13 protein-coding genes and 1 tRNA gene are annotated in these 19390 nt (G+C 61.2%); 7 read left to right on the forward strand and 7 right to left on the reverse strand.

The window, feature by feature from the left end:
- Positions 1-252 precede the first annotated feature (252 nt).
- A complete protein-coding gene (gene polA / locus GGR30_RS15105) occupies positions 253-3204 on the reverse strand; it encodes a DNA polymerase I (RefSeq protein WP_183487745.1) in 2952 nt (983 codons plus the stop codon).
- 393 nt (positions 3205-3597) lie between these two features.
- On the opposite strand from polA, the gene GGR30_RS15110 reads away from it, so the two are divergent.
- Together GGR30_RS15110 and GGR30_RS15115 are read left to right on the forward strand one after the other, a co-directional pair.
- Positions 3598-5058, forward strand: a complete 1461-nt coding sequence (locus GGR30_RS15110) for a M20/M25/M40 family metallo-hydrolase (protein WP_425488361.1) — start codon at positions 3598-3600, stop codon at positions 5056-5058.
- A gap of 142 nt (positions 5059-5200) precedes the next feature.
- Positions 5201-7321, forward strand: a complete 2121-nt coding sequence (locus tag GGR30_RS15115; RefSeq protein ID WP_183487914.1) for a transglycosylase domain-containing protein — start codon at positions 5201-5203, stop codon at positions 7319-7321.
- A 6-nt stretch (positions 7322-7327) separates the two neighbouring features.
- Here GGR30_RS15115 and GGR30_RS15120 read toward each other — a convergent pair whose 3' ends face one another.
- The 4 genes from GGR30_RS15120 to GGR30_RS15135 all read right to left on the reverse strand — a co-directional run bounded on the left by GGR30_RS15120 (position 7328) and on the right by GGR30_RS15135 (position 10717).
- Positions 7328-9121: a DUF4422 domain-containing protein gene (locus tag GGR30_RS15120; protein WP_183487750.1), complete on the reverse strand. Its 1794-nt coding sequence runs from the start codon at positions 9119-9121 to the stop codon at positions 7328-7330.
- Between the two features lie 331 nt (positions 9122-9452).
- Positions 9453-10013, reverse strand: coding sequence for a type 1 glutamine amidotransferase domain-containing protein (locus tag GGR30_RS15125; RefSeq protein WP_183487752.1), 561 nt, complete (start codon positions 10011-10013; stop codon positions 9453-9455).
- Between the two features lie 174 nt (positions 10014-10187).
- A tRNA-Phe gene (locus GGR30_RS15130) sits at positions 10188-10263 on the reverse strand.
- 274 nt (positions 10264-10537) lie between these two features.
- Positions 10538-10717, reverse strand: a complete 180-nt coding sequence (locus GGR30_RS15135) for a hypothetical protein (RefSeq protein ID WP_183487754.1) — start codon at positions 10715-10717, stop codon at positions 10538-10540.
- A gap of 565 nt (positions 10718-11282) precedes the next feature.
- Here GGR30_RS15135 and GGR30_RS15140 point away from each other — a divergent pair.
- From GGR30_RS15140 to GGR30_RS15150, 3 genes are all read left to right on the forward strand, one after another.
- On the forward strand, positions 11283-13052 hold the full coding sequence (locus GGR30_RS15140) for a sugar phosphorylase (protein ID WP_210288064.1): 1770 nt from the start codon (positions 11283-11285) through the stop codon (positions 13050-13052).
- A 234-nt stretch (positions 13053-13286) separates the two neighbouring features.
- On the forward strand, positions 13287-14174 hold the full coding sequence (locus GGR30_RS15145) for an MBL fold metallo-hydrolase (protein WP_183487756.1): 888 nt from the start codon (positions 13287-13289) through the stop codon (positions 14172-14174).
- 37 nt (positions 14175-14211) lie between these two features.
- Entirely contained in the window at positions 14212-14547 is a 336-nt protein-coding gene (locus GGR30_RS15150) for a protein tyrosine phosphatase family protein (RefSeq protein ID WP_183487758.1), read from the forward strand.
- 5 nt (positions 14548-14552) lie between these two features.
- Here GGR30_RS15150 and GGR30_RS15155 read toward each other — a convergent pair whose 3' ends face one another.
- Positions 14553-15314, reverse strand: coding sequence for a molybdopterin-synthase adenylyltransferase MoeB (locus GGR30_RS15155; RefSeq protein ID WP_183487760.1), 762 nt, complete (start codon positions 15312-15314; stop codon positions 14553-14555).
- A 65-nt stretch (positions 15315-15379) separates the two neighbouring features.
- Positions 15380-16006 (reverse strand): class I SAM-dependent methyltransferase, encoded by a 627-nt coding sequence (locus GGR30_RS15160; RefSeq protein ID WP_183487762.1) that lies wholly within the window; start codon positions 16004-16006, stop codon positions 15380-15382.
- 134 nt (positions 16007-16140) lie between these two features.
- On the opposite strand from GGR30_RS15160, the gene GGR30_RS15165 reads away from it, so the two are divergent.
- The gene (locus tag GGR30_RS15165; RefSeq protein ID WP_183487764.1) at positions 16141-17046 is read left to right on the forward strand and encodes a LysR family transcriptional regulator; all 906 of its coding nucleotides are present in this window, start codon (positions 16141-16143) and stop codon (positions 17044-17046) included.
- Positions 17047-17158: 112 nt separating this feature from the next.
- A complete protein-coding gene (locus GGR30_RS15170) occupies positions 17159-19327 on the forward strand; it encodes a malate synthase G (protein WP_183487766.1) in 2169 nt (722 codons plus the stop codon).
- Positions 19328-19390: the final 63 nt, after the last annotated feature.

A 19390-nucleotide genomic window follows, 5' to 3' on the forward strand; every position in this document is an offset into this window, starting at 1 on the left:
TTTTGTAAAGCGGAGCCGGGACAGCGCATGCGGTGCGCCAGAGTTTGTTGACCAAAGTCTCCCGAAGGCACTTCCTTCATGCCGGCCTTGAGCCGGCATGAAGGGCCAAAGAGCGAGAGCCATCCAGAGTAGACCTTTTGCGCGAAAGTCTTTCCACGGCCCTGGACCCCGGATCAAGTCCGGGGTGACGGACAGAGGGTTGGGCAAACGCAAGATGCCTGCAACATAGCCTGTCAACGTTGTGAGGCCCACTCAGTGCGCCTCGTCCCAGTTATGGGCGGCGCGGGCATCGACCTGAAGCGGCACGGCCATGGAGACCGCCGGCATGGCGGCGTTTTCCATGACGTCGACGATCAGCTTCGTCGCGTCATCGACCGCCTCATCCTCGACCTCGAAGATCAGTTCGTCATGCACCTGCAACAGCATCTTCGTCTTTTCGGCAAGACCGGCGGCGGCCAGTTCCGGCTCGATGCGGATCATGGCGCGGCGGATCACGTCGGCGGCAGAGCCCTGGATCGGCGCGTTGATGGCGGCGCGCTCGTTGAAGCTTCTGACCTGGTGGTTCGACGACCTGATCTCCGGATAATGGATGCGACGGCCGAAGATCGTCTCGACATAGCCCTTGTCGCGCGCCTGAGCCTTGGTCTCTTCCATATAGTCGTTGATGCCGGGGAAGCGTTCGAAATAGCGCTTGATATAGTCGCTCGCCTCGGAGCGTTCGATACCGAGCTGGTTGGCGAGACCAAAGGCGGAAATGCCGTAGATGATGCCGAAATTGATCGCCTTGGCGCGCCGGCGCACCTCGCCCGGCATGCCTTCCACCGGCACGCCGAACATTTCCGACGCCGTCATCGCGTGAATGTCGATGCCATCGGCAAAGGCCTGTTTCAGCTGCGCAATATCCGCCACATGCGCCAGCACGCGCAGCTCGATCTGGCTGTAATCGGCAGACAGCAGCTTGTGGCCCGGATTGGCGATGAAGGCGGTGCGGATCTTGCGCCCCTCCGCGGTCCTCACCGGAATGTTCTGCAGGTTCGGTTCCGACGAGGCCAGCCGTCCGGTCGTGGTCGCGGCCAGCGAATAGGAGGTGTGCACGCGCTTGGTCTGCGGATGGATATAGCCCGGCAGCGCATCGGTATAGGTCGATTTCAGCTTGGTGGTCTGCCGCCATTCGACGATTTTCGAGGGTAGCGGAATGTCCTGGGCGGCCAGATCATCAAGCACCTGAACGGCGGTCGACCACTGCCCCGACTTGGTCTTCTTGCCGCCGGGAAGGCCCATCTTGCCGAACAGAATATCGCCAAGCTGCTTGGGAGACCCGATATTGAACTTCTCGCCCGCCAGCTCATAGATCTCGTCTTCAAGGCGGGCGGCCTTCTGCGCCAGCTCGCCGGAAAGCCTGGACAGGATCTGCCGGTCGACGGAGATGCCGCGCTCTTCCATGCGCGAGAGCACCGGCAGAAGCGGCCGTTCCAGCCGCTCATAGACGGTCGCCACATGCTCGGCCGCAAGGCGGGGCTTCAGCACCAGCCACAGTCTCAGCGTCACATCGGCATCTTCCGCCGCATAGGCCGTCGCCTTGTCGATATCGACGTAATCGAAGGTCACCATGCTGCGTCCGGAGCCGGCAACCTCCTTGTAGGGAATCGGCTGATGGCCGAGCCAGCGGTCGGAAAGCGCATCCATGCCATGCGCGCCCATGCCGGAATCAAGCGCATAGGAGATCAGCATGGTGTCGTCGAAATTCTTCACCGCAATGCCGTGACGCAGCATCACCAGATAATCATATTTGAGGTTCTGGGCGATCTTCAGCACGCCCTCGTCCTCCAGCAGGCCCTTCAGCGCGGCCAGCGCCTTGTCGAAATCGATCTGCCCCTCGGCAAGTCCGCCGCCCAGGAGATCATCCTGACCAGCCTTGTGGGCGAGCGGCACATAGGCCGCGCGGATCGCCTTTGCTGCGTCGGGCTGGTCTTCGTCATGAAGCGCCAGCGAAAAGCCGACGAGTTCGGCCTGCATGGCGTCAAGCGAGGTGGTTTCGGTATCGAAGGCGCAGAGCCCTTTATCGCGCGCGGCCGCAATCCAGCCTTCAAGCGTTTCGAGATCGCGGATCGTCTCATAGGAGGAGCGATCGATCGGCACCGCGGCAAAGCGGGCGGCACGGGCGGCGGCGAGCGCGGCGGGCCCGGAGGCTCCGCTGTCCTGCGCCGGCTTTTCGCCTTCCCCGGAAACGGCCTCGCCCGGATCGAGATCCGGCCCGTGGGCCTTCTCACCCCATTCAGCGTTGACGCTCGCCGGTTCGATCTCGGCGGCTTCCGCTCCCGTCGCCTCGGCCACGCGCCGCGTCAGCGAGTTGAACTCCATGGCCTTGAGGAAGGAAACGAGCTTCGGCCCGTCCTGTTCTTCCAGCACCAGCGCATCGAGCGGCAGCTCCACCGGGCAATCGCGCTTCAGCGTCACCAGCTTGCGCGAGACCAGCACGAGCTCCCTGTTGGCGATGATGTTTTCGCGACGTTTCTTCTGCTTGATGGCCTCGGCGTTTTCCAGAAGAGTGTCGAGATCGCCGAATTCCTCCAGCAGGGTCGCCGCCGTCTTCGGACCGATGCCCGGAACGCCCGGGACGTTGTCGACCGAATCACCGGTGAGCGCCTGCAGGTCGATCATCTTTTCCGGCGGCACGCCCCATTTGTCGATCACTTCCGGCACGCCGATTTGCCGGTCCTTCATCCCGTCATACATATGCACATTGGGCCCGACGAGCTGCATCAGGTCCTTGTCTGAAGAGATGATGGTGGCATCGCCGCCGGCCTCCACCGCCATCTTCGCATAGGTGGCGATGATGTCGTCGGCCTCATAGCCCTCGATCTCGATACAGGGCAGGTTGAAGGCCCGCGTCGCCTCGCGGATCAGCGAGAACTGCGGCACCAGATCTTCCGGCGGCGGCGGACGGTGGGCCTTGTATTCGGGATAGATCTCCTTGCGGAAGGTCTGCGAGGAGAAGTCGAAGATCACCGCGAGATGGGTCGGCGTCACGCCAACCGAGGTGTCGCGCGCCGAGGTGAGCAGTTTCCACAGCATGTTGCAGAAGCCGGACACGGCGCCGACCGGCAGGCCGTCGGACTTGCGCGTCAGCGGCGGCAGGGCATGGAAGGCCCGGAAGATGAAGCCGGAACCGTCGATAAGGAAAAGGTGATCGTCTTTTTTCATGCTCGAATGCATAGCCCGGACGGCAAAAAAGGTCCATCGCAAAGCCGGATTTCGCAGCCGCGCCGAGAGGTTCGACACAGAAGGATCATCGGAAAAAGCACAGAAATTTAATCAGATTACCGATTTGTAACGAATTGGGTCGGCGTTTCCCTTGAATCGACACATTTCGAAGTACAAATAACCATCAACGGCGCGCAAAAACGCCGGTGCCTGATGGAGGCTCGTCCCCCGCCTCGTCAGACATTAGGACGAAGGCTCCATCCCCCCTCTCCGGCCTTTGTCCCTAAAAGCAGCCGCCATGGCCAGCCCCCCTCCAGGCCATGGCGGCTTTTTTGTTGCCTCGCATCTCCGACCTGTTCACGATGAACCCGTCCCCGGACCCGGTCCTGCAATCTGAGTATTTCCAAAACACCCCGGCTTGGCCTATGGTCCGCCCAGATTTTTCGTGTCCGACCGAGGTTTCCCATGACAAAACTTGAAACGCTCCTGAAGCGCGCCGACGACAACCTGCCCTCCAGTCTCGACAAGCTGTTCGCTCTCCTGCGCATCCCCTCGATTTCCACCGATCCCGCTTACAGGGAGAAATGCGCCGAGGCGGCCGACTGGCTGGTCGGCGAACTGAAGACGCTCGGTTTTGCCGCCACCGCCTACACGACCAAGGGTCACCCGATGGTGGTCGGCACCTCGGAGAACGCGCCGGAAGGCGCGCCGCATGTGCTGTTCTACGGCCATTACGACGTGCAGCCCGTCGATCCGCTGGAGCTTTGGGAAAGCGATCCCTTCGCGCCGGAAATCCGCGATGCCGGCAATGGCCGCAAGATCATCACCGGACGCGGCACCAGCGATGACAAGGGTCAGTTGATGACCTTCCTTCAGGCCTGCCGCGCTTACCGCGAGGAAAATGCCGAACTTCCGGTGAAGATCACCGTGATGTTCGAAGGCGAGGAAGAATCCGGCTCGCCGTCGCTTCCCGCCTTCATCGAAGAGCATGGCGACTTGATCAAGGCCGATTTCGCGCTCGTCTGCGATACCGGCATGTGGGACCGCGAGACGCCTGCGATCGCCGCGACATTGCGCGGCCTTGTCGGCGACGAGGTGGTGATCACGGCTGCCGACAGGGATCTTCACTCCGGTTTCTTCGGCGGTGCGGCAGCCAACCCCATCCACATCCTCGCCGATATTCTTGCGGGCCTTCACGACGAAACCGGCCGCGTGACGCTGCCGGGCTTTTATGACGGCGTGGAAGAAACGCCGGAAGATGTGAAGAAAAGCTGGGAACAGCTTGGCGAGACCGATCAGCGTTTTCTGGGCGAAATCGGCCTTTCGGTCCCCTCCGGCGAAAAGGGCCGCTCCGTACTGGAACTGACCTGGACGCGGCCGACGGCCGAAGTCAACGGCATTACCGGCGGCTACACGGGCGAAGGCTTCAAGACCGTGATCGCGGCAAAGGCCTCGGCAAAGGTTTCCTTTCGCCTTGTCGGCACGCAGGACCCGGTCAAGATCCGCGAGAGCTTCCGCGCCTACGTAAGTTCCAAGATCCCGGAAGACTGCAGCGTCGAATTCCACCCCCATGGCGGTTCACCTGCCATCCACCTGGATTACAACGCGCCCTTCCTGAAGAAGGCGCAGACCGCCCTTTCCGAGGAGTGGCCGAAACCTGCCGTTGTCATCGGCATGGGCGGCTCGATCCCGATCGTCGGCGACTTCCAGAGGAAACTCGGCATGGATTCGCTGCTGGTCGGCTTCGGACTGAATGACGACCGGATCCATTCGCCCAACGAAAAATACGAGCTGACCTCCTTCCACAAGGGCATCCGCTCCTGGATCCGCATTCTCGATGCGCTGGCCAAATAAGGCCGCGCATTGTTCAGCTTGCGTTAACGTTGCTTTTGATCTGTTGCGCCGGGGGCATTGCGTCGGGGTGGTCTTTCACGGGACCTTAACAGCGCAGGGCTAGTCTTGATCACACAGACGGAAGGTGAGCAGCTCCACCGCCATGGCCGGAAGCAAGAAAAAGCGCAGCAGGACGGATCCCACCCTTGGCGGTTCCTCCACTGGGGCAGGCAGAAAGCCCGCCAAACGGAAAACCGCAGCAAAGGGTAAGAGCGCCCGGGCCCGAAAGCCCGAGCGCGGTCTCGTCGCGCGCATGCTGCGCTTCATTCTCTATTGGGGCATGGTTGCTGCGGTCTGGGGCGGCGTCGTTATTCTAGGCATCGTCATCTATTATGGCGCGAAACTGCCGCCTGTCGACGAATGGGCGGTTCCAAACCGTGCGCCAAACGTCAAGATCGTCGCCAATGATGGATCGCTGATCGCCAATCGCGGCGCAACCGGCGGCGAGGCGCTTTCGATCGACGAAATGTCGCCTTTCATTCCAATGGCGGTGGTCGCCATCGAGGACCGGCGCTATTATTCCCATTTCGGCGTTGATCCGATCGGCCTCGCGCGCGCGATGGTGACCAATATCCAGCATGCCGATGTCGTGCAGGGCGGCTCGACGCTGACGCAGCAGCTCGCCAAGAACGTGCTGCTTTCTCATGCACAGACATTGGAGCGCAAGGTGCAGGAAGCCCTGATGGCGCTGTGGCTGGAGCACAAATACTCCAAGGATCAGATCCTGGCCATGTATCTGAACCGGGTCTATTTCGGCTCCGGCGCCTATGGCGTTGAAGCCGCCTCCCAACGCTATTTCAACAAGTCCGCGCGCGATGTGACGCTTGGCGAGGCCGCCCTACTCGCAGGCCTCCTGAAAGCGCCTTCGAGGCTTTCGCCTGCCCGCGACCCGGAAGCAGCCGAAGCGCGCGCACAGGTCGTGCTTGCCGCCATGCACGACCAGGACATGATCGACGACGCCGACATGGCAACCGCCATGGCGCGTGAGCCGACGCGTGCGCCAAGCTACTGGTCGGGCGCGGAACACTATGTCGCCGACATGGTGATGGGACGCCTCGAACCGCTGATCGGCGAGGTCACGGCCGACGTGGTCGTCCACACAACAATTGACCCCGGGCTTGAGCACGATGCGGAGAAAAGTCTGCAGGGCGCCCTTCAAGCTTCGGGAGATAAGGATCGGGTCGAGCAGGGTGCGCTTGTCGCCGTCGACGCGACGGGCGCCGTCAGGGCGCTGGTCGGCGGTCGTGATTATTCGAAAAGCCAGTTCAACCGCGCCGTGACCGCAAAACGCCAGCCGGGTTCCGCCTTCAAACCCTTCGTCTACGCCGCGGCGCTCGAAATCGGTGATCGGCCGAGCTCGGTCCGCAATGATGCTCCGATCACCATCGACAACTGGACACCGGAGAACTATGAAAAGACCTATTCCGGCCCGATGACGCTGACAACCGCGCTGGCCCACTCGGTCAACACGATTGCCGCGCAACTGGTGATGGAGGCAAGCCCCGGCGGCGTTGTCGAGATGGCCCAGCGGCTTGGCATCACGTCAGACATCACCGCCAATGCCTCGATCGCGCTCGGCACATCGGAAGTCTCGCTGATCGAGCTGACGGGCGCCTACACGGCCTTCATGAATGGCGGCTTCAGGGCAACGCCCTATGTGATCGAGAAGGTGGAGACGACCGGCGGCAAGCTGCTCTACCAGGCCGACCATGCGGGCCAGCCGCGCGTGCTCTCGCCACAGATCGCCGCCAATATGAATGGCATGCTGATGCGGGTCGTGACCGAAGGCACGGGCAGCGCCGCTCAGATCCCCGGCTGGCAGGTTGCAGGCAAGACCGGCACGACGCAATCCTCCCGCGATGCGCTCTTCGTCGGTTTCACCGCCAATCTCACCACCGGCGTCTGGGTCGGCAATGACGACAATTCGCCGATGCGCAATGTTACCGGCGGCAAGCTTCCGGCCAGGATCTGGCACGATTTCATGGCCGAAGCCCACAAGGGCCTCACACCCGAACCGCTTTATGGCGGCGGGCGACTGATCGAACCCAAGCCGAAGACAGCGCCGGCGAATGGTGATGGCGGGCCGAAAACACTGGTGGAACTGCTTGGCCGCCTCGGCGAGGGCGGAAACAGTGCCGCCCCGCCCGCCGATGTCGGCGAAGCCCAGTCGCAGCCGGCAGAACGCAAGCGCCGCACCATTATGCAGATTCTCGGCGGCGGGTAAGTCCTGTTACTTCGCTTGCAGGACCTTCCTATCGAAACGACGATCGCGCGAGCGCAGCTTGCTGCGCAGCCGGAACACCAGCCTGCGCGTTGCGCCCTCGACAGCCGTTTCCGCCCAAGGCGTTTCGTTGCGGTAGTCCCAATAGAGCTCGGCGAAGGGATGCATGCACTTCAGATGCCAGGGCTTCCGATTATCCGTGAAGTGCACGATGGCAGGGTTGCCCGCAGCCTCAAGCGCCTCCGTCTCGTCATAGGACGGCTCCAGAGGATTGTCGCGGTAGATGCGCGTTCCGGCGTTCCATCTCAGATGCAGCATCTTCACATCCTCTGAGAACAGGATGTTGAGGATGTCCTGATCCTCCGAAATGATCCAGGGACCGTGGCGGCGGAAAACCTCAAGCACCGTGCTGGACATGTCGATCGCACGCATCCTCTCGATATCGAACACCATGACGCCGGAGTTGAAATAGCGATGCTCGCGCGGCAGTTTCAGCCGGCGTCCCTGGTTGAAACCCGCATCATCGGGTGCCGCAGCAATCGGGTGGCCTTCCAGATCGACATCCCAGAGCTTGGCCAGATCGTCCGTCACGATCGTGTCAGCATCCACATAGATGACCTTGGCGACATCCGCCGGCAGATAGTCATGCATGATGATGCGGTAATAGGCGGCAATTGACAGCCGGCTGTTTCTGAGCGGCAACCATCGGACGCGCTTCTCATCGACATCGACGAATTCGATCCGGCCGTGACGTTTTGAGACCGCCGCGCGAAGCTTCTGTCTGTTTTGTTCGGAGAGCCCGCCTCCGGAAAGAACCAGGAAGCGAACCCGCGACGGATGAGATGTGTTGGCGAGTGCAGAGAGCATGGCAACGGCTGCATGCGGTGCATAATTGCCGTCGCAGGCAATCACGACATTGATGTCGTCTCCGGTAACACAAGGCGGCGCACCTTGCGCCGGCGAAGCCTGGCGTCGGCGACGCGCCTCGGCCAGAACATTGTCCGTGGAGACGGCAGGACGCGCGCGAATGCCCCAGGTGACGGGCATTTCCCTCACCTTAGCGCCCTTGGCTGCCTTCGCATAGGCCACATAGGCATAGGTCAGATATTCCGAAAAGAACCCGCAAAGCCTCCGCTGATGGCTGTCATAGCCCGACGTGTCCGCGCGCCGCTCGGCCTCTTCGAGGATCTCGATCAGCCAGTCCGCATATTCATCAAAGAACGGCTTGCGCATCACCGAAATGCTGTTGAAGAATATCTTCCGCCCGACCAGCATGTCGACAAAATAGGGGTAGATCTCCGGCGAGCGTTCCTTCACCACCGCTTCCAGAATATCCATGTCGCGACCATGGTGCTGATGGGCATAGAACTCGCTTACCGTCATCAACACTTCCGGCAGGCCGGGCAGATAGAGGTCGCGCACCGGCGGCGTCAGTATATCGGCACTTTCGCAGGCCTTTTCGATCAGCGCGTCACTCCAGCCATAGCGCTCATATTCCCGTTCGCCAACCTCGGAAAAGCCCAGCGATTTCGGCTCTTTATCGGCAAACGCCATCAGCCGCCGATAGTGCATCAGGCCGTAATACTCCGCCTCGACATTGTGACGCATCCAGTAAAGCGCGGTGAGCTCATTCCAGCTTATGTTCTTTTCGGAGATATTGTCGCCGGTATCGTCGCCGATCGCCCCCTCGACCATGAACCGGCCGAGCGCCCGGCCAGCCTGGATCGGCACCAGATACTCTGTCTTCACCAGAGGGGCCGGTTTGAAATAGACGACCGAGATAAAGATTTTACTGGATATCATGCGGGTGCTTCGCCATGGTTTCAGCGGATCCGTTCGCCTGGCCACGATCAGGTCCCGTCAATCCGCGAGAAAGTCTCATGTTCTGGCAAACACAAATCAGGTTGCCGGAAGATAGCCTGCGACCTTGAGCCTGAGAACCCCAATTCTCGGCTCGGCTTTCTTTATGCCCAGCACCGATGCATACCGGAACGCGCTGCGGCAGGATGCCGGCCAGATATGGGCCGGGCGGCCGGAATTCCGCGCGGCGGGCGATCCAGACATACAAACGCCGCCCGGACTTTATCTCGAAGCCCGGGCGGCCCTATCATGGTGGATTGCAGATTGCCGCGCGTCAGGCTGCGTCGCGTTCGTGCCGGCCTTCTTCGACCTCCTCGGCGATCTTGGCAACGAAGGCGTTGAGGTCCTGAGGTGAACGCGAGGTGATGATGCCGTTGTCAGTCACTACCTCGCTGTCGACCCAGTTGGCCCCGGCATTGCGCATGTCGGTCCTGATCGAATGGTAGGACGTGGCGTCGCGATCTCTGAGCACGCCGGCCTCGACCAAGAGCCACGGTCCGTGGCAGATGGCGGCGACGATGCGGCCGGTGTCGACGAACGCCTTGACGATCGCAACGGCCTTATCCGAGGTGCGCAGCACGTCCGGGTTGATCTGGCCGCCGGGAAGGACGATAGCGTCGTAATCCGATGTTCTTACATCCTCAAGCGCCAGCTCGGCCTCCACGGTGTCGCCCCAGTCCTTCTCGTCCCAGCTCTTTACCGGGCCTTTTTCGAGGGAGGCAATGGTCACCGAGGCGCCGCGCTTTCTCAGTTCGTCGAGCGGAACACGCAGTTCAGAACGCTCATAACCGTGGGTCGCCATGATCAGGATATTCGACTGATTGATAGCAGGCATGGGTTCCTCCTTCAGATGTTCTTGAGTTCCTTGGCGAAAGCCTGTCGCCGTCGCCTTCACCGCAAGAACGCATGGGCACGGTCAGCGTTCCGCTGAGCAAAAAAGATCACCGAAGCCTTGGAGCGCACACGAGGCGATCACGCGAATGTTCATGAGGGAAAGATCAAGGAAAAGTGGTGCCCAGACGCGGATTCGAACCACGGACACGCGGATTTTCAATCCGCTGCTCTACCAACTGAGCTATCTGGGCAGGCGCCCCGCCATGAGAAGGGCAGCCTTTGCGGGCTCGCCGGCCCGCGAATGAGCGCGTTTATAGCATTTTGTTTTTTCAAGTCCAGCGGCAATTTTCCGTTTTTTCAAGAAAATTTCCTGGACGGTTTCAACCATCCGCGACCGTGATCCGGCGCGCAAAAAGCACCGGCCGCCATTGCCACCGGGCCTGCCGCTAAACGGACCGCAAGTGTCATCTCACGCATTTCGGACCGGAGCGGATGGCAGTCGGAAAAAGGCGGCCGGCAGCCCGGTCAGCCCGCATGAAGCGCATGCGGGTCGCCGAGTTCCTCGGCGAGACTGATCACATCGCCAAGGCGCGGATGGGTGAGTTCGTAAAGGGTTTCGCTGTTGTACCGCAGGACAAGGACCAGCCCCTGGGCGGCAAGTGCCGCCATGGCGGCCGCGACCTCAAAGACGGAGAGACCTGTCATTCTGCAAAGCTCGAGACTGCTGCGCCGCCCCGATGCCAGTGCCTTTGCGATCTGAATGCACTCCGTCCTGGCGAGTGCAGCGAGCGCGCCGGCAAGGGTAACGTGACGCGCATCAGGCTCCCTGCGCTGAAAAAGGCAAAATACATTGTCACCGGAACCGTTCATGACGCGCCAATTCATTATGACTTACTAAATTATGCGACAGATTACATTAAGTCTGGCAAATATAATAATCGTCAAACAACCTGCTATCACAGTCGACCGAGGCTTAAAAGCATTCCTTTTCGGCGATTGTTTCTACGGGTTGCTGTCGACGGCCTGTACTCGCAGTCCCGCCGGCTCAGGCCCCGGCGACGTGCGAGACTAGGCATGAGAGCCTGCGCGGCAGATGACGCCGCATCGCAGGCGAAGTGCCGGTTCGAAATCCTGTCAGCGATCGGTCCGGCTTGCTCCTATGCGGCAATGCAACAAAAACCGGCCGGGAAAGCGCGGTTTTGACCCCGATAGGCAATTGCCAATCGAAACCGACATGCTAACCTTGGCGTGTGGGGAAAGAAGGACAAGAATGACGACAGTTTCTGAGACGCCGCAAAAAACCATGGTCATTTCCAGGCGGCTGCGGGAGAGCATCCGGCTTCATCTGGAAAGCATCTATCCGGAAAAAGATTCCCGCGCGCTGACGCGGCAAGTGCTCGAGGCCTATTGGGGCGATGGCGCCGTCCCGCGCAAGCGCGGCCGGGTGGCCGGAAACAACATGTGGAGCGCCGACAACACCTATGTGATCACCTACGGAAATTCGATCATTGACGGCGAGCACAAGCCGCTTTCGCTGCTGCAGGATTTCGTGACGGAGAACCTTAAAGGCGTGATCAAGGGCGTGCACATCCTGCCCTATTTCCCCTATACCTCCGATGATGGCTTCGCGATTACCGACTATCGCGCGGTCGATTCCGGCCTCGGCGGGTGGGAAGATATCGAACGGATCGGCCGCGAGTTCCGGCTGATGTCGGATCTGGTGCTCAACCACTGTTCCAGCCAGAGCAGCTGGTTCAATGAATTTCGCATGGGCCACGAGCCCTACAAGAATTTCTTTTTCACCGCCTCGCCGGATGATGACCTGACATCCGTTGTCCGCCCGCGCGCCCATCCGCTGCTTCGCAAGGTGGAAACGGCGGAGGGAGACAAGCATGTCTGGTGCACCTTCAGTCACGACCAGGTCGATTTCGACTTCTCCAATCCGGAGGTGCTGCTCGAATTCCTGCGCATCATGCGTTTCCACATCAATCGCGGCGTGCGCACCATCAGGCTTGATGCCTGCGCCTTCATCTGGAAAGAGGTGGGCACCTCCTGCATTCATCTGCCCGAGACCCATGAGATCATCCGGCTGATGCGCGTGCTGGCCGATCATAGCGAGGAGAGCATCGTCCTCATTACCGAGACGAATGTGCCGAATGTCGAAAACCTCAGCTATTTCGGCAATCGCAACGAAGCGCACATGATCTACAATTTCTCGCTGCCGCCGCTGATCGTGCATGCGCTGATGACGGGGACATCTCAATTCCTCAATGCCTGGCAAATGGCCATGCCGCCGGCCCAGATGGGCTGCGCCTATTTCAACTTCACTGCCTCCCATGACGGCATCGGCCTCAGGCCCGCCGAAAGCCTGCTGTCCGACGAGGCGATCGGCGAGATGGTCGAGACGGTGAAGAGCTTTGGCGGCCGGGTTTCCATGCGCCAGCTCTCCGACGGCTCGATGCGGCCTTACGAGATGAATGTCTCGCTGTTCGATGCCCTGAAGGGCACTGTGAAGGGCGAGGATGAACACAACATCGCCCGCTTCCTCTGCAGCCAGACGATCGCCATGGCGCTGGAAGGCATTCCGGCCTTCTACATCCACTCGCTGCTGGCAACGAGCAACGACTATGAGGGCGTGGAGAAGTCCGGCCATAACCGGGCGATCAATCGCCACCGCTGGAATTATGACGCGCTGCAGGAAGCCTTGGCGGACGAAACCACGCAGCACGCCAAGGTGTTCAACGCCATGCGCGAATTGATCGGCATCCGTACCCAGCAGCCGGCTTTCCACCCGAATGCGACGCAGTTCACGCTTCATCTCGGCGAGAAACTGTTCGGCTTCTGGCGCCAGAGCGTCGATCGCACCCAGAGCATCTTCGCGATCAACAATGTGACGGACGAAACGCTTGAGATCCCGGCCATGGCGCTCAATCTCATCGGCGGCGAACGCTGGGTTGATCTTGTCACAGGCGAGACCGTCGGTGATGCCAAGATCAGTTTTGCGCCCTATCAGTGCCGGTGGATCACCAACCGCACCTGACGGGCCGCGGCGACGGCGGTGTTGCCGCCGTCTTGCGGAACAGGCCTGACACCTGCTTCGTTCTGCCATAGGCCTTCCCGCAGGCCTCTGCGCCATGCTGCGCTCACTTCTGTCGCAGGAATTCCGCCGATTATCGGGCGGCTGCGGTTGAATTCGCCATAGTTATTTCATATTTGCGTAGATACGTATTATACGCTAAAAAATCTTCCAGCCCCAACCCGAGGAGGACCCGAGATGACCCTGCCCTTTACGCCCGAGCCCGGCCTCAAGCCGGAGGTCCACGGCTTCTTCGACCCGGCGACCAACACGATTTCCTATATCGTCCGCGATCCGGGTTCTGAGGCTTGCGCCGTGATCGACAGCGTCATGGATATCGACTACGCCGCCGGGCGCCTCACCCATGAAAGCGCCGACCGGATGATCGCGATGATCCGCGAGAAGGGCTGGCGGCTGGAATGGCTGATCGAGACCCATGTCCATGCCGACCACCTGTCGGCTGCGCCCTACATCCAGGAGAAGCTCGGCGGACGCATCGGCATTGGCGAGAATATCGTCATCGTCCAGGACACGTTCGGCAAGGTGTTCAACGAGGGCACGGAATTCGAGCGTGATGGCTCGCAATTCGACCGGTTGTTTACCGAGGGCGACACTTACCAAATCGGCGGCATGACAGCCCGTGTGATGCACACGCCCGGCCACACACCGGCCTGCATGACCCATGTGATCGGTGACGCAGCCTTTGTCGGCGATACGCTTTTCATGCCCGATGGCGGCTCCGCGCGGGCTGATTTCCCCGGCGGCGACGCCCGCACGCTTTACCGTTCGACCAAGCGCGTGCTCGAACTGCCGGAAGAAACGCGCCTGTTCATGTGCCATGACTACGGTCCGAACGGCCGGGACATCAAATGGGAAACCACAGTCGGCGAGGAGCGCCGCCACAACATCCATCTGCATGATGGCATCAGTGAAGATGAATTCGTGGAGATGCGCGAAAAGCGCGACGCTACGCTCTCCATGCCGCGGCTGATCCTGCCCTCGCTGCAGGTCAATATGCGCGCCGGCGCCGTGCCGAAGGACAAGGACGGCCGGCTGATGCTGAAAGTGCCGGTCAACGCGCTTTGACGCGCCGACCTCCCCATCCGAAACCAGGAAGACACGCATGCATACCCGTGCAATCAACAACAACTACCACGTGACCGGCCAGTTGAAGGCCAAAGACATGCCGGAAGCGGCGAAGGCGGGCTTTGCCGCCGTCATCTGCATGCGGCCGGACGGCGAAGGCTTCTTCCAGCCGAAATATGCCGAGCTTGAAGCCGCCGCGAAGGACGCCGGCATTGCCTGCTACTATCTTCCGGTCGGCGGCGGCCACCAGCCGATTACCCAGGCCACGAAGCTGAAGCAGATCCTGAAGGAGAGCAATGGGCCGGTGCTGGCGTTCTGTGCCTCCGGCGGGCGCTGCGCCAGTCTCTATCAGCTTGCCCTGCAGGCCGGCTGATTGCCTCAGCCCCGTCTGGCATAGGCGATGGTCTCGAAACGGGCGGAAAGCCCGTCATAGAGAAGAAGCCTGCCGATGAGCGGTTCGCCGGCGCCGGTGACGAGCTTGATCACCTCCATCGCCATCAGCGTTCCGATGACGCCGGTGACGGGCCCGACGATGCCGGCCTCCGCGCAGGAGGGCACGAGCCCCTGGGGCGGACGCTTGGGATAAAGATCGCGGTAGCGCGGGTTGGCCTTTCCGTCCGCTACGCTTGTAAAGGGCGCCAATACGGTCAGCGATCCGTCGAAACGTCCGACGGCGCCCGTTACCAACGGCACTTCGGCCCGTTCGGCAGCATCGGCGGCCATGTAGCGCGTGTCGAAATTGTCCGAGCCATCGACCAGAATGTCGAAGCCTGAGAGAATATCGCCGATCGTGCCGGCGTCCAGCCGTTCGTGAAACCGACGGCACACCACATGCGGGTTGATACGCGCGATCGCCCGGGCGGCGCTTTCGGTCTTCGCCTCGCCGACAGAGCCGGTGTCGTGAATGATCTGGCGCTGCAGGTTGGAGAGGCTGACGCCGTCATCATCGGCGATACCGAGCGTTCCGATGCCGGCGGCGGCCAGATAGGACAGGACCGGACTGCCGAGCCCGCCGGCGCCGATGACCAGCACCCGGGCGCGCTTCAACGCCTGCTGGCCCGCGCCGCCGATCTCCGGCAGCACGATATGGCGGGCGTAGCGTTCGATTTCCTCGGATGAGAAGGCTTGGCTGTCAGTCATGGCCGCCTTGTAACACGGAAAACCGGCGGCATCCTTCAAAAATCAATGCCGCCGTCCAGTCTCTCTCAAAGCGCCTTGGTCGCGACCAGGAAGGTCGCCTTGTTCTTGCCGGGGCACCACTGATGGACAACGGAAAACCCGGCACGGGCCATCTCGTTGATCAGCTCTTCCTGGGTGAAACTGCCCACATAGGGTGCCTTGCCGATCAGCTGCATCACCGGGAGCGCGGCGCGGATATAGCAGGAGAAGTCGCGAAGGCAGGCGGTGGAGGAAATGAACACGCCGCCCGGCTTCAGCATCGCGTGAGCTTTTTTCAGAACCCTCTCGCGATCTTCCAGCAGATGCAGCAGCGAATGGGCCATCACCGCGTCATAAAGCTCGTCCGAGCCGGACATCGCGGTCACGTCGCCCTGGTGGAAGTGAACATTGGTGACTGCGGCGTCCTCAGCCTTCCGTTTTGCAATCTCGATCATGGTGTCGGAAAGGTCAAAGGCATCGATCCGGGCGACGGCGGGCGCGTGATAAAGCGCGGTCGAACCCGTCCCGCAACCGATTTCCAGCACCCGCATGTCGGGATGAAAATACTCGCGCGTGATATCGAGCTTGATCTGGTAGGACTGCGGATCGGCGATGGGGTCGCGGGAATATTTCTCGGCGATCTTGTCCCAGAACTTTTTCTTGTCGGCTGCCATTGTCGGGCTCCTGCATAGCGTGTTGCGGCGCGGTTCAATTTGTGGCTGAACCGCCGTGATGTTGTGCGCAGTGATAGAGATTTTCAGGCTATGCGGGAATTGCCTAAATTCCTTGAGCTGTTATACGCAGATGAATGATATGGGACGCTGTCAGATATGACTGGAACCAGGTTCGCGCCTTTCTGGCGACGGCCGAGGAAGGCTCTTTGTCGGCAGCCGCGCGCGCGCTCAAGGTCACTCAGCCGACGCTGAGCCGCCAGGTGGCGGGACTTGAGGAGAGCCTCGGGGTAACGCTGTTCGAGCGCGGCACCCGGTCGATGACGCTGACGGCGGCCGGACGCCAGCTTCTCAGCCTCGCGCGCGACATGAACAATGCCGCCAACAATATCTCCCTCGCCGCCTCCGGCCATTCCCAGGCCGTCGAAGGCGAGGTTTGTCTGGCGGCAACGAACGCAATGGCCACCTACCACCTGCCGGCCGTGGTCGCGAAGATCCGCAAGGCCGCGCCTGGCATCGTGCTCGACATCAAGACCTCCAACGCCCTGTCCGACCTGATCCGCCGCGAGGCCGATATCGCCATCCGCCATGCGCGCCCGACCGAGCCGGAACTGATCGCCAAACAGGTCGGCGTCACCTCGGCGACGATGTATGCATCAAAGAGCTACCTCGACCGTCTCGGACGACCGGTGACGATCGAGAAGCTGAAGTCGGCGGATTTCTTCGGCTTCGAGTTTCGCGAGCAACTCCTTCCCCTGTTTGCCGAGGAGGGCATCACGCTGACCGTCAACAATTTCCCGGTGATCACCGAAAGCGGCACGCTGGTGATGGAAATGATGCGCGCCGGCCTCGGCATCGGGCTTCTGCTGAAGGAGGATGTCGCGCTGTTTCCCGACCTGGAGACGGTGTTTCCGGCCTTCAGGCCGATCACCGTGCCGATCTGGCTGGTGACCCATCGCGAGCTTCATTCCAGCCGCCGCATCCGCGTGGTCTATGACATTCTCGCCGACCACCTGGCGCGACTTTCGTCCGACAGGCAGTGAATATCTCCATTATCTCCATTTCGGAAACAATATTTCAAATTCGCGCCGAATTGACCTCGTCGCTCGCGTCGCTACATTGACGGCAGACAATCCATCCGAAAAGGCGTTTCCCATGGCTCGCATCGACAAACACGGCCTTCAATTCGACAAGGCGCTCCATGATTTCCTCACCGAGAAGGTGCTTCCGGAAACCGGGGTCGAGCCTGAGGCCTTCTTCGCCGGTTTTTCGGAGATCGTGCACGAGCTAGCGCCGAAGAACCGGGCGCTTTTGAAGACGCGCGACGCGATGCAGGAGCGGCTGGACGCCTGGTACAAGGAAAACGGCGCGCCGTCCGACATGGCGGCCTATGAGGCCTTCCTGCGCGAGATCGGCTACATCCTTCCCGAGGGCGATGATTTCTCCGTTGAGACCGACAATGTCGATCCGGAGATCGCCACGATCGCCGGCCCCCAGCTCGTCGTCCCGGTGATGAACGCGCGCTATGCGCTGAACGCGGCGAACGCCCGCTGGGGCTCGCTCTATGACGCGCTTTACGGCACGGATGCAATTGCCGAAGACGATGGCGCGGAAAAGGGTGCGGCGTTCAATCCGAAGCGCGGCGAAAAGGTGATCGCCTGGGCCAAGGCCTTTCTCGATGAGAACATCCCGCTTGCCGCCGGCAAATGGGCCGATGTTACCGGCTTCGGCTACAGCGACGGCATGCTGATCATCAAGACCGCTGCCGGCGAGACCGGCCTTGCAGATCCCGGCCAGTATGCCGGCTTCGATGACAGGGACGGCGATGAATTCCGTCTGATCTTTGCCAACCACAATCTGCATGTCATCGTCGACGTCGACCCGAACGGCATGATCGGCAAGACCGATCCCGGCCATATCAATGACGTCGTGCTGGAATCGGCGATCACCGCGATCATGGACTGCGAGGATTCCGTTGCCGCCGTCGACGCCGAGGACAAGGTGCTCGCCTATTCCAACTGGCTCGGCCTGATGAAGGGCGATCTCACCGAAGAGGTCACCAAGGGCGGCAAGACCTTTACCCGCAAGCTGAACCCCGACGTCACCTTCAGTGCGCCGGACGGCACGTCCGCAAGCCTGAAGGGCCGTTCGCTGATGCTGGTCCGCAATGTCGGCCACCTGATGACCAACCCGGCGATCCTCGATCGCGACGGCCGCGAAGTGCCGGAAGGCATCATGGATGCGGCGATCACCGCGCTGATCGCACTCTACGACATCGGCACGAACGGCCGGCACATGAATTCGCACTCCGGCTCCATGTATGTGGTCAAGCCGAAGATGCACGGACCGGAGGAAGTGGCGTTTGCCAACGAGCTTTTCGGCCGGGTCGAGAAGATTGTCGGCATGAAGCCGAACACGATGAAAATGGGCATCATGGACGAGGAGCGCCGCACCACGGTCAACCTCAAGGAATGCATCCGCGCGGCGAAAGACCGCGTCGTCTTCATCAACACCGGTTTCCTCGACCGCACCGGCGACGAGATCCATACCTCGATGGAGGCCGGGCCGATGATCCGCAAGGGCGACATGAAATCGGCCCCCTGGATTGCCGCCTACGAGGACTGGAATGTCGATATCGGGCTGGAATGCGGCCTTGCCGGCCATGCGCAGATCGGCAAGGGCATGTGGGCCATGCCGGACCTGATGGCGGCAATGCTGGAAGCCAAGATCGGCCAGCCGAAGGCCGGCGCCAATACCGCCTGGGTGCCCTCTCCGACGGCGGCCACGCTGCACGCCACGCATTACCACGCCGTCGACGTGGCCAAGGTGCAGGAGACGCTGAAGGACCGGCCGCGCGCCAGCCTCACCAGCATTCTCTCCGTTCCCGTCGCGGTGCGTCCGAACTGGTCGGAAGAGGAGATCCAGGCCGAGCTCGACAACAATGCCCAGGGCATTCTGGGTTACGTCGTGCGCTGGATCGACCAGGGCGTCGGCTGCTCCAAGGTGCCGGATATCAATGATATCGGCCTGATGGAGGATCGCGCGACGCTTCGCATCTCCTCCCAGCACATGGCCAACTGGCTTTACCACGGCGTCTGCACCGAGGAACAGATCGTTGCGACCATGAAGAAGATGGCCGCCGTGGTCGATCGCCAGAACGAGGGCGACCCCGCCTACCGGCCGATGGCAGCGGATTTCGACGGATCGGTCGCCTTTCAGGCCGCGCTTGACCTGGTGCTGAAGGGCAGGCGGCAACCGAACGGCTATACGGAACCGGTGCTGCATGCCCGCAGGCTGGAGCGCAAGGCCAAGGACGCCGCCTGATCGGGCAAGACCAGCGGCATTTCGCCTGCATAAAATGGCGTCTTTTCAATGGCTTGATTGTGC

It is taken from the genome of Martelella radicis, assembly GCF_014196625.1.
Lineage (GTDB): Bacteria > Pseudomonadota > Alphaproteobacteria > Rhizobiales > Rhizobiaceae > Martelella > Martelella radicis.

What these genes read in the sequence shown, in the direction of transcription:
- GGR30_RS15155 (WP_183487760.1), bottom strand. Translation starts at nt 15,314, where the DNA reads ATGACTGACAGCCAAGCCTTCTCATCCGAGGAAATCGAACGCTACGCC.
- GGR30_RS15140 (WP_210288064.1), top strand. Translation starts at nt 11,283, where the DNA reads ATGACGACAGTTTCTGAGACGCCGCAAAAAACCATGGTCATTTCCAGG.
- GGR30_RS15145 (WP_183487756.1), top strand. Translation starts at nt 13,287, where the DNA reads ATGACCCTGCCCTTTACGCCCGAGCCCGGCCTCAAGCCGGAGGTCCAC.
- GGR30_RS15115 (WP_183487914.1), top strand. Translation starts at nt 5,201, where the DNA reads ATGGCCGGAAGCAAGAAAAAGCGCAGCAGGACGGATCCCACCCTTGGC.
- GGR30_RS15165 (WP_183487764.1), top strand. Translation starts at nt 16,141, where the DNA reads ATGATATGGGACGCTGTCAGATATGACTGGAACCAGGTTCGCGCCTTT.
- GGR30_RS15150 (WP_183487758.1), top strand. Translation starts at nt 14,212, where the DNA reads ATGCATACCCGTGCAATCAACAACAACTACCACGTGACCGGCCAGTTG.
- polA (WP_183487745.1), bottom strand. Translation starts at nt 3,204, where the DNA reads ATGAAAAAAGACGATCACCTTTTCCTTATCGACGGTTCCGGCTTCATC.
- GGR30_RS15170 (WP_183487766.1), top strand. Translation starts at nt 17,159, where the DNA reads ATGGCTCGCATCGACAAACACGGCCTTCAATTCGACAAGGCGCTCCAT.
- GGR30_RS15125 (WP_183487752.1), bottom strand. Translation starts at nt 10,013, where the DNA reads ATGCCTGCTATCAATCAGTCGAATATCCTGATCATGGCGACCCACGGT.
- GGR30_RS15160 (WP_183487762.1), bottom strand. Translation starts at nt 16,006, where the DNA reads ATGGCAGCCGACAAGAAAAAGTTCTGGGACAAGATCGCCGAGAAATAT.
- GGR30_RS15135 (WP_183487754.1), bottom strand. Translation starts at nt 10,717, where the DNA reads ATGACAGGTCTCTCCGTCTTTGAGGTCGCGGCCGCCATGGCGGCACTT.
- GGR30_RS15120 (WP_183487750.1), bottom strand. Translation starts at nt 9,121, where the DNA reads ATGATATCCAGTAAAATCTTTATCTCGGTCGTCTATTTCAAACCGGCC.